This window comes from Kitasatospora sp. NPDC057518, assembly GCF_042802075.1.
Taxonomy (GTDB): domain Bacteria; phylum Actinomycetota; class Actinomycetes; order Streptomycetales; family Streptomycetaceae; genus Kitasatospora.
The window spans coordinates 1-8,431 of record NZ_JBHVEU010000392.1 but is presented as its reverse complement, the minus strand read 5'-3'; the positions used below and the strand labels follow the sequence as shown (position 1 = coordinate 8,431).

The 8,431-nt window shown below is 73.5% G+C and carries 9 protein-coding genes; 5 read left to right on the top strand and 4 right to left on the bottom strand.

All coding sequences use genetic code 11. The annotated features are described in order from the left end of the window. Positions 1–203 precede the first annotated feature (203 nt). Positions 204–1,091: a YhjD/YihY/BrkB family envelope integrity protein gene (locus tag ACFU7Z_RS30730; protein WP_079272594.1), complete on the top strand. Its 888-nt coding sequence runs from the start codon at positions 204–206 to the stop codon at positions 1,089–1,091. A gap of 44 nt (positions 1,092–1,135) precedes the next feature. Here ACFU7Z_RS30730 and ACFU7Z_RS30725 read toward each other — a convergent pair whose 3' ends face one another. Next, positions 1,136–1,882, bottom strand: coding sequence for a rhomboid-like protein (locus tag ACFU7Z_RS30725; RefSeq protein WP_380781097.1), 747 nt, complete (start codon positions 1,880–1,882; stop codon positions 1,136–1,138). A 241-nt stretch (positions 1,883–2,123) separates the two neighbouring features. Between ACFU7Z_RS30725 and ACFU7Z_RS30720 the strand changes: the two genes are divergently transcribed. From ACFU7Z_RS30720 to ACFU7Z_RS30710, 3 genes are all read left to right on the top strand, one after another. Continuing rightward, positions 2,124–2,783, top strand: a complete 660-nt coding sequence (locus tag ACFU7Z_RS30720; protein ID WP_380781095.1) for a rhomboid-like protein — start codon at positions 2,124–2,126, stop codon at positions 2,781–2,783. Positions 2,784–2,995: 212 nt separating this feature from the next. Continuing rightward, on the top strand, positions 2,996–4,408 hold the full coding sequence (gene argG / locus ACFU7Z_RS30715) for an argininosuccinate synthase (protein WP_049652841.1): 1,413 nt from the start codon (positions 2,996–2,998) through the stop codon (positions 4,406–4,408). 369 nt (positions 4,409–4,777) lie between these two features. After that, positions 4,778–5,446, top strand: coding sequence for a GAP family protein (locus ACFU7Z_RS30710; RefSeq protein WP_074004840.1), 669 nt, complete (start codon positions 4,778–4,780; stop codon positions 5,444–5,446). Positions 5,447–5,516: 70 nt separating this feature from the next. Here ACFU7Z_RS30710 and ACFU7Z_RS30705 read toward each other — a convergent pair whose 3' ends face one another. From ACFU7Z_RS30705 to ACFU7Z_RS30695, 3 genes are all read right to left on the bottom strand, one after another. Next, the gene (locus ACFU7Z_RS30705; RefSeq protein ID WP_380781092.1) at positions 5,517–5,978 is read right to left on the bottom strand and encodes a hypothetical protein; all 462 of its coding nucleotides are present in this window, start codon (positions 5,976–5,978) and stop codon (positions 5,517–5,519) included. A gap of 374 nt (positions 5,979–6,352) precedes the next feature. Beyond that, positions 6,353–6,925, bottom strand: coding sequence for an RNA polymerase sigma factor (locus tag ACFU7Z_RS30700; protein ID WP_049658113.1), 573 nt, complete (start codon positions 6,923–6,925; stop codon positions 6,353–6,355). Positions 6,926–7,249: 324 nt separating this feature from the next. Then, entirely contained in the window at positions 7,250–7,723 is a 474-nt protein-coding gene (locus ACFU7Z_RS30695; RefSeq protein ID WP_049658111.1) for a MarR family winged helix-turn-helix transcriptional regulator, read from the bottom strand. Positions 7,724–7,962: 239 nt separating this feature from the next. Here ACFU7Z_RS30695 and ACFU7Z_RS30690 point away from each other — a divergent pair, with 239 nt between their 5' ends. Then, positions 7,963–8,373, top strand: coding sequence for an organic hydroperoxide resistance protein (locus ACFU7Z_RS30690; RefSeq protein ID WP_049658109.1), 411 nt, complete (start codon positions 7,963–7,965; stop codon positions 8,371–8,373). The last annotated feature ends 58 nt before the right edge of the window (positions 8,374–8,431 follow it).

Below are 8,431 nucleotides of genomic sequence, written 5' to 3'. Positions count from 1 at the left end.
CTCGTACGGAACAGGCCGGGCAGCAGCGGCAGGTGTCGGGCGGCCATCCTTGGCTGGACCCGCCCGAACACGAAGAACGGCCACGCCGATGGAGCGGCCGCCCCCGGGTCGCGGCCGCTCCGGACGCCTCGCTCCGGTGGCGGCCCGCCACCGCCTCGCCTTGACTGGTGCGGACCGCCGCCCGGATGCGGGAGGACCGAGGGATGAGATTGCCGAGGGGCACCCGCGGCCGCCGGAAGGAACAGCTGCTCCTGGCCCGCATGCGGGTCGTGCGGGCACGGAGTGAGGCCGAGCGGCGCTTCCCGGTGATCACCGAGCTGACCGCCCGCCTGTTCTCCCCCGGCCTACTGGACTCCGCCACCCGGATGGCCTCCCAGCTGTTCCTGACCTCCATCCCCCTCCTGTTCGCCGTGGCCGCCTTCGCCCCCGAGGGCGTGCGGAACCAGATGAACTCCTCACTACGCTCGCTGTTCGGCATCTCCGGCGCCTCCGCCGAGCAACTGCGCCAGGCGCTGTACAGCCCCGGCGACCTGCGGCAGACCACGGGGATCATCGGCCTGCTGATGGCACTGCTGTCCGGCACGAGCTGCAGTCGGGCGGTCGCCCGGGTCTGCGAACACGCCTGGCAGCTGCCGAAGTCCGGCACCAGGGTCGCGGCCTGGCGGTGGCTGCTGTGGATCGCCTGCTGGGTGGTCGTGCTGCTGTTCCAGGGCGTGCTGCGGAACGGCTTCGGCGCCGGGCTCTGGCTGGGCCTGCCACTGACCTTCACGGCCTCTTTCCTGGTCTGGTGGTGGACCGCCCGTCTGCTGTTGAGCGCACGGATCCGTTGGTTGTCCCTGGTGCCGGGAGCGCTGCTCACCGCCATCGCGTCCACCGCGATGTCGCTGACCGCCCGGATCTACATGCCGATCGCACTGAACCGCTCACTGGCCCAGTACGGCTCGCTGGGCCTGGTGCTGATGGTGCTGTCCTGGCTGATCGCCTTCTGCATCGCCGTCACCTTCGCCATCACGGCCGGCGCGGTACTGGCCCAGGAGAGGCCGCTCAGCGCCTACCTGGGGCCGACCGGCCCCGAACGGCGCGGAACCTGACCAGCCGCCCCGGCACCGGTCACCCGCCACACCCGTCATACCCGTCACACCGACGAACGCGCCGGCGGCGTCGGACGACCCGACCGCCCGCGCACCCGCCGACAGACCGCACGGACCGAGGCGACCGGGTCGAAGGAGCCCGGGCGGTCCCGGGTCAGCGGGTAGCAGGCGAACCCGATCAGCGCCGCGCTGAAGTGGCCGATGCTCGTGTAGTCCCGGCTCTGCTGGACGCCCAGCCCGTAGACCACCAGCACTCCCACCGCGTACAGGTACCGCCAGGGACGCACGATCAGGTAGGTGAGGACCGCGACCACGCCGGCCAGCGCGTAACTGACGCCGTAGTCCAGGGTGTAGAGGGCCCTCGGCGAGGCCAGCCCCCGGTGGATCGCCCAGCCGAGCACGCCCTCGCTGAGGTAGGTGGCGCCGACGTGCGCGAGCGCCGCCACCGAGATCCAGCGCAACGTGCCGAGCCATCGTTCGGCGGGCACATGGAAGAGGTTGTACAGCAGGAAGTAGAACGGCCAGCCGCCGCCCGCGATCCACAGGGCGCTGGTGACCAGGACGCGCACCGGCGACACCTGGAGATGGTGGAGGTTGGTCGAACGCCGCTCCAGGATGCGGTCCGCGGTCGCCGGATCGACGTGCCGGATCACCTGCGTGGTGACGAGCAGGACCGCCAGCCAGGTGTAGGTACCCGGCGCGCGCCGGACATAGGCCCACACCGCGTGGACGGCACGCGCCCACCATGGCCGCCGGTGCGCCTTGGCGCCCCTGGCTGTGCTGCCGGCCATCGGCGCCTCCTCGACACTCCTCCCCCTCACCCTCGCCCCCGCCCGACCTCGCCGCCACCCGCCACCCGCCGTCCCTGTGCAGCCCGCGGGAATCCGCCCGCCTCACACGCCCCGCCGCCGGCCCCGACGGCCTCCACGGCGCTCGCGTACGCTGGCGCTCGGACCGTCCCGGTCGCGGCCTCCCCTCCACGCACCGGGCGGGGCCGGTACCGGGAACCGCCGAACAAGGGCACCAGGCACGATGAGCGATCGCCTCGCGACGAGGACACCGACCAGCACCGCCGCTCCCCGGCACCCGGCGCTGAGAGCCGCCGTCCGCCTGCGCCTCACCTCGGCGTACGTCCTGCTGCTGACGGTGACGGCCTCCTGGTTGGCGAGCCAGGGCCATGCCGAGCGGGCCCGGTTCGTCCGGCACAACAGCAGCAACGTCCATCACATGGAAGTGGGCAAGTGGTGGACCCTGTTCACCAGCGGCCTGGTGGTCGACGGGGTTCCGGCCTGGGCGGGGATCGCGGCGGTCGCCGCCGTCCTGGGCCTGGCCGAGTGGCGCTGGGGTCCGGCCCGGGCCGGTGCGGTCTTCGTCTTCGGGCACCTGGGCGCCACGCTGCTCACCGAGGGCGCCATGTGGGTGATGCTGACCGCCCGCATCCCGGGCGCACTCTCCCGCGCCCGGGACGTGGGCATCAGCTACGGCCTGGTCGCCACCGGCGCCTGCCTCCTCGCGCTCGGCCCGCGCCCGCTGCGCCGTTACGGCCTGCCGGCGCTCGCCCTGGCCCTCGCCGGCGCCTGGGCGCTGGACCAGCAGCTGGCCGACGCCGGCCACCTCGTCGCCCTCGGGCTGGGCGCCCTCGCCTCCCGCACCGTCTGGATGCGCACCCGAGCGCCCGCCACGGCCTCCTGATCCACCCCAACCACCCATCCAGTCAAGCAAGTTGACCAACGGGCCGGTCGACTCGCAGCAGCCGGGAGAACCTTCGTCGCCACCCGGGGCTCCGTATGCTCTTGCATTACTCTGCAAATCTATGCCAGAGTTCGGGCATCGGATCGATTACGCCGAATTCCGTCACACATCGCTAGATCAGGGGCCCGCTCACGCGGGTCAAGGGTGCATCCATGTCGAAGGTCTTGAGCAAGCTGCCGGTCGGTGAACGGATCGGCATCGCATTCTCCGGTGGGTTGGACACCTCCGTCGCCGTAGCGTGGATGCGCGAACACGGTGCCTTCCCCTACGCCTACACGGCCGACATCGGCCAGTACGACGAGCCGAACCTCGCCGACGTCCCGGCCCGGGGCCGCGCGTACGGCGCCGAGCAGGCCCGGCTGGTGGACTGCCGGGCCGCGCTGGTCGAGGAGGGCCTGGCCGCCCTCGCCTGCGGCGCCTTCCACATCCGCTCCGCCGGGCAGACGTACTTCAACACCACCCCGCTCGGCCGCGCCGTGACCGGCACGCTGCTGGTGCGCGCCATGCAGGAGGACGGCGTCTCCATCTGGGGCGACGGCTCCACCTACAAGGGCAACGACATCGAGCGGTTCTACCGCTACGGCCTGCTCGCCAACCCCAACCTGCGGATCTACAAGCCGTGGCTGGACCAGGCGTTCGTCGACCAGCTCGGCGGCCGCAAGGAGATGTCCGAGTGGCTCGCCGAGCGGGACCTGCCGTACCGGGACTCCGCCGAGAAGGCCTACTCCACCGACGCCAACATCTGGGGCGCCACCCACGAGGCCAAGCGGCTGGAGTACCTGGACGCCTCCCTGGAGATCGTCAGCCCGATCATGGGCGTGGCCTTCTGGGACCCGGCGGTCGAGATCCAGACCGAGGACGTCACCGTCGAGTTCGAGTTCGGCCGCCCGGTCCGGATCAACGGCCAGGAGTTCGCCAGCGCCGTCGACCTGGTCCACGAGGCCAACACCATCGGTGGCCGGCACGGTCTGGGCATGTCGGACCAGATCGAGAACCGCATCATCGAGGCCAAGAGCCGCGGCATCTACGAGGCCCCCGGCATGGCGCTGCTGCACATCGCCTACGAGCGGCTGCTCAACGCCATCCACAACGAGGACACCATCGCCACGTACCACACCCAGGGACGGCGGCTCGGCCGGCTGCTGTACGAGGGCCGCTGGTTCGACCCGCAGTCGCTGATGCTCCGGGACAGCATCCAGCGGTGGATCGGCCACCCGGTCACCGGCAGCGTCACCCTGCGGCTGCGGCGCGGCCAGGACTACTCGGTCATCGACACCCAGGGCCCCAACTTCAGCTACCACCCCGAGAAGCTGTCGATGGAGCGCAGCGTCGACGCCGCGTTCGTCCCCGACGACCGCATCGGCCAGCTGACCATGCGCAACCTCGACATCGCCGACTCGCGCAGCAAGCTGGAGCAGTACGCGGTGCACGGCCAGCTGGCGCCGTGGAGCGGCCTGATCGGCGAGCTCGCCCCGGGCGGCGCGGCTCCCATCGCCGCCGGCAACGGTGACGAGGAGGACCCGAACGCGCTCGACCACGCGGCGCTCGAGTCCGGCACCGACTGACGCACCTCACGCCCGCGGAGGGCCGTCGCACCCCAGCGGTGCGGCGGCCCTCGGCCGCTCTCCCGGCGCCTCCGCTCCGCCCACCCCCGCCCCCGCCTCCCGGCGCCCCGGCACCCCGGCACCGCTCCCCGTCCGCGCTCGGCCCCGCCCTCACCCGAACGGCGGCACCGGCCGTGGGGCGGCCCCCCCCCGGGGGCGGGCGGGGGGGGGGCGCCCCCCCCCGGGGGGGGGGGGGCGGGGGGGGGGGGGGGGGGCCGCCCCGGGGGGGGGGGGCCCGGGGGGGGGGGGCGGCCGCCCCACCCGTGCGCCGCCCGCCCGACGGGAGCTGAATGGCGGACGGCGCCCGGCGACGGGAAGGCAGGTCCGGGGATGGGTGAAGCGATCGGCCCGATGCTGGCCTCCGCAGTGGCGGTCGCGCTCAGCCCACTGCCGCTGATCGCCGTCCTGCTGGTCCTCGCCTCACCGCGCGGCCGGGCCAACGGGGTCGCCTTCACGGCTGGCTGGCTGCTCGGCCTCGCCGCGGTGTCGGCCGCCGTCGTAACCGCGGGCACCTCGTTGAACCCCGCCCGCACCACACCGACCTGGTCGTCCTGGCTGAAGCTCGCCCTCGGCACCGTACTCGTCCTGCTGGCCGCCCGGCAGTGGCGCGAACGACCGCGACCCGGCCGGGTGACCGCGCCACCGGCCTGGCTGCTCTCGATCGACCGGCTGACCGCCGCCCGGTCCGCCGGTCTCGCCGTGGTCCTGGTCATCGCCCACCCGAAGACCCTGGTCCCGGCCGTCGGCGGCGCCGCCTCCATCGCCGCCGCGCCGACCGGCGGCGGGGAGAAGGCGGTGGCCGCCGCCCTGATGGTGCTGCTCGGTTCGCTGGGCACCCTGCTGCCGCTCGCGGCACACCTCCGGGGAAGCGTCCAGGCACGACGCACCCTCGGCGAGTGGCGCGCCTGGACGGCCACGCACAGCGCGGCGATCATGATCACCGTCCCGCTGCTGCTCGGCGCCGAGTACCTGGGCGACGCCGTCTCCGGGCTCACGTAAGCCCCCACCTACCCGACCCCGACCGGCCCACCCCTCGGGCCAGCCCGCTTCCCTACCCACCCCGTCTCCGTCACCGGATCCGTACCACCCCCCGCCCCCGCACGGCCCGGACCCCCAACCGCCCGGGGTCGGCCGTCGGCCGCGCCGCCACCGCCTCCCGTACCGTCAGCAGGATCTCACCGTCGTAGCGCTCCGCCAGCACCCGCGCCAGCTCCGCCGCCCCGCCCGGCCGGACGTCGGGCGCCAGCTCCGGCAGCCGGCCCGGGGCGCTGAGGTCCTGGGCCTGGGCGGCCCAGCGGGCCGCGTCGCACCGTTCGCCCTCGGCGGTGTAGTGCACGGCCAGGCAGTGCACGGCCAGCTGGTCCCCGTACTGGGCGGCTATCCGCCACCAGAAGACGCCGTCCGCCGCACGGCCCATGCCGTACAGCAGGCAGCCGAGGGTCCGGAAGGCGGTCTTCTCGGCGAGTTCGAGGTCCAGGGCCAGCTCCCCCGGCTCGACCGCGCCCGCCACCCCCGCGCACAGGTGCCGCAAATCGCGCCGTAGCTCCGCCCGGCCCCCGGCCCACCGGGACTGCCCCGGCACCGACCCCGGGCCGGACCCCGAGCCTGGGCCGGACCCCGCCCCCGAACCGGAGCCCGACCGCAGGCCGGGACCGGCTCCGGCACCCGCTCCCGCGCCGAGCCCTGAACCCGCCCCCGCTGCCGCTCCCGGGCTCGGCCCCGAAAGCGGAGCGTGCGGTGGCCGGGCCCCCGCGGGCGGCCGGGCGGGGCGCTCGCGCACGGCCGGGGCGGTCCGCCGGGCGGCGGCGAGCCGCTCGGCCAGTCGGCGGGTGAAGTCCACCGGATCGTGGTCGTCGAACTCCCGCTCCAGCTCGACGGCGTGCGCGCGCAGCAGGTCCACGACCCTCATGTCTGCGCCCCGCCGTCGTCCTGGTGCTCCAGGAGGTACTCCAGGTGACGCCGCCCGAGGCTGTAGTAGGTGCGGGCGGTGGTGTGCGCGATGCCGAGGGACCGTCCGATGTCGTGGTACGACAGCCCCGCCTGGCGCAGCCGGACCACGTCGGCCTGGACGGGTGCGGCCCGCGCGAGTTCCTCCATCGCCCAGTCCAGGGCGTCCAGCTCGGCGAGTTCGTTCAGCTCGTCCTGGCTGGTGTCGGGGCGGCGCTGGGCGATCACCCGCAACCGCTTGCGTTCGGTGCGACGGCGCTCGCGCATGACGTCCACCACCGCGTCCTTGACGATCTTGAAGGCGAAGGCCTGCGGATCGGGGCTGGCCAGGGCCCGGCGCCAGTTCTTGTAGAGCGTGGTGCCCGCGTTCTGCACGGCGTCCTGGGCGTCCTCACGGTGCCGCAGGCGCTGCTGGGCGTAGCGGAGGTAGCCGGAGTTCTCGCGGGTGAAGAAGGCCTCGAAGTCGTTCGGCAGGTCGCCGAGCGGGTCGGCTCGCAGACCCCGCTCCTCGCCCGGCCCGGGAGTGCTCACGCGACCCCCCTTTCGTGGTCGGCTGGCCGGCCCGCCTGGTGGCACGCCGACGGCCCCTTGGGGCTCGTGGTGTAACCGTCCGGGAGGTCCGCGATGTTGACCGGATCGGGCAGACAATTGCCGAACGTTTCCGTTCACTTTTGAACAGTGCGGCTGACCTGCCGCTTCGCCCGCGCGCACCCAGCCGGAAGACTCGCAACGTGACCCAGATCACAGTGCACGAGGGCGTCGCTTGACAAGCCCCACGGCGCCACCCGCGCCATCCCCGCACCACTGCGGACCCCACCCCGCAAAGCGCCCCCCACCGCTTAGGAGCCAAACCCCCTACGGCGCCGGCTCCACCTCCGCCGCATCCAGCGTGGCGGTCACCCGCTCCAGCAGCCCGCGCAGTGCGACCAGGTCCTCGACCGGCAACCCGGTCGCCGCGAGCAGCCGACGCGGAACCTGCCCGGCCCGCTCGCGCAGCGCCGACCCCTCGGGAGTCAGGCGGACGGTGACCGACCGCTCGTCCTCCGGGCTCCGCTCGCGGCGCACCAGCCCGGCCGCCTCCAGGCGCTTGAGCAGCGGGGAGAGCGTCCCGGAGTCCAGCCGCAGCCGCTCGCCGATCCGCTTGACGGGCAGCTCGCCCTCCTCCCACAGCACCAGCATGACCAGGTACTGCGGATAGGTCAGCCCGAGGTCCCGCAGCAGCACCCGGTACACGCCGCCGAAGGCGCGGGAGGCCGCGTTGAGCGAGAAGCAGATCTGCTGGTCGAGGCGGAGCAGCTCCTCGTCCGCCATGCCGGGGTGAGTCGTCATGAACCCATGGTACCGATCACCATCGCGCCATTTAGTTGTGCACAATTGAATTGCGTGCTCTACTTGTCGCAACGCACCACCGCACCACCGCACCACCGCACCACCGCACCACCGCACCACCGCACCACCGCACCACCGCACCACCGCACCGACCGAGCGGCCGCCGCCCAGCACACCGGGCCGGCAACCGGCCGGACAACCGACCGCAGGAACACCCAGGACCCGAAGGGGAAGCCACCATGGACGCGCTCTACACCGCAGCCGCCACCGCCAACGGCCGGGAGGGCCGCGCCGTCAGCTCCGACGGACAGCTGGACCTCGCGCTGGCCATGCCGCCCGCGCTCGGTGGCAGCGGCCAGGGCACCAACCCGGAGCAGCTCTTCGCCGCCGGCTACGCCGCCTGCTTCGCCAGCGCCCTCGGCCTGGTCGGCCGCCAGGCCCGGGTGGACACCAGCGAGGTCTCGGTGACCGCCGAGGTGTCCATCGGCAAGGACGAGGCCGGCTTCGCCCTCGCCGTCGTGCTGCGCGTCGAGCTGCCCGAGTCCCTCGCGGGCGAGACCGGCGAGCTGCTGGTCAAGCAGGCGCACCAGGTGTGCCCGTACTCCCGTGCCACCCGGGGCAACATCCCGGTCGAGCTGGTCGTCGAGTAAGCACCCCCGAAAAGGAGCGCCCCGGGGGAAGAGCACCCCCGAGCGCCCTCCGACCGCC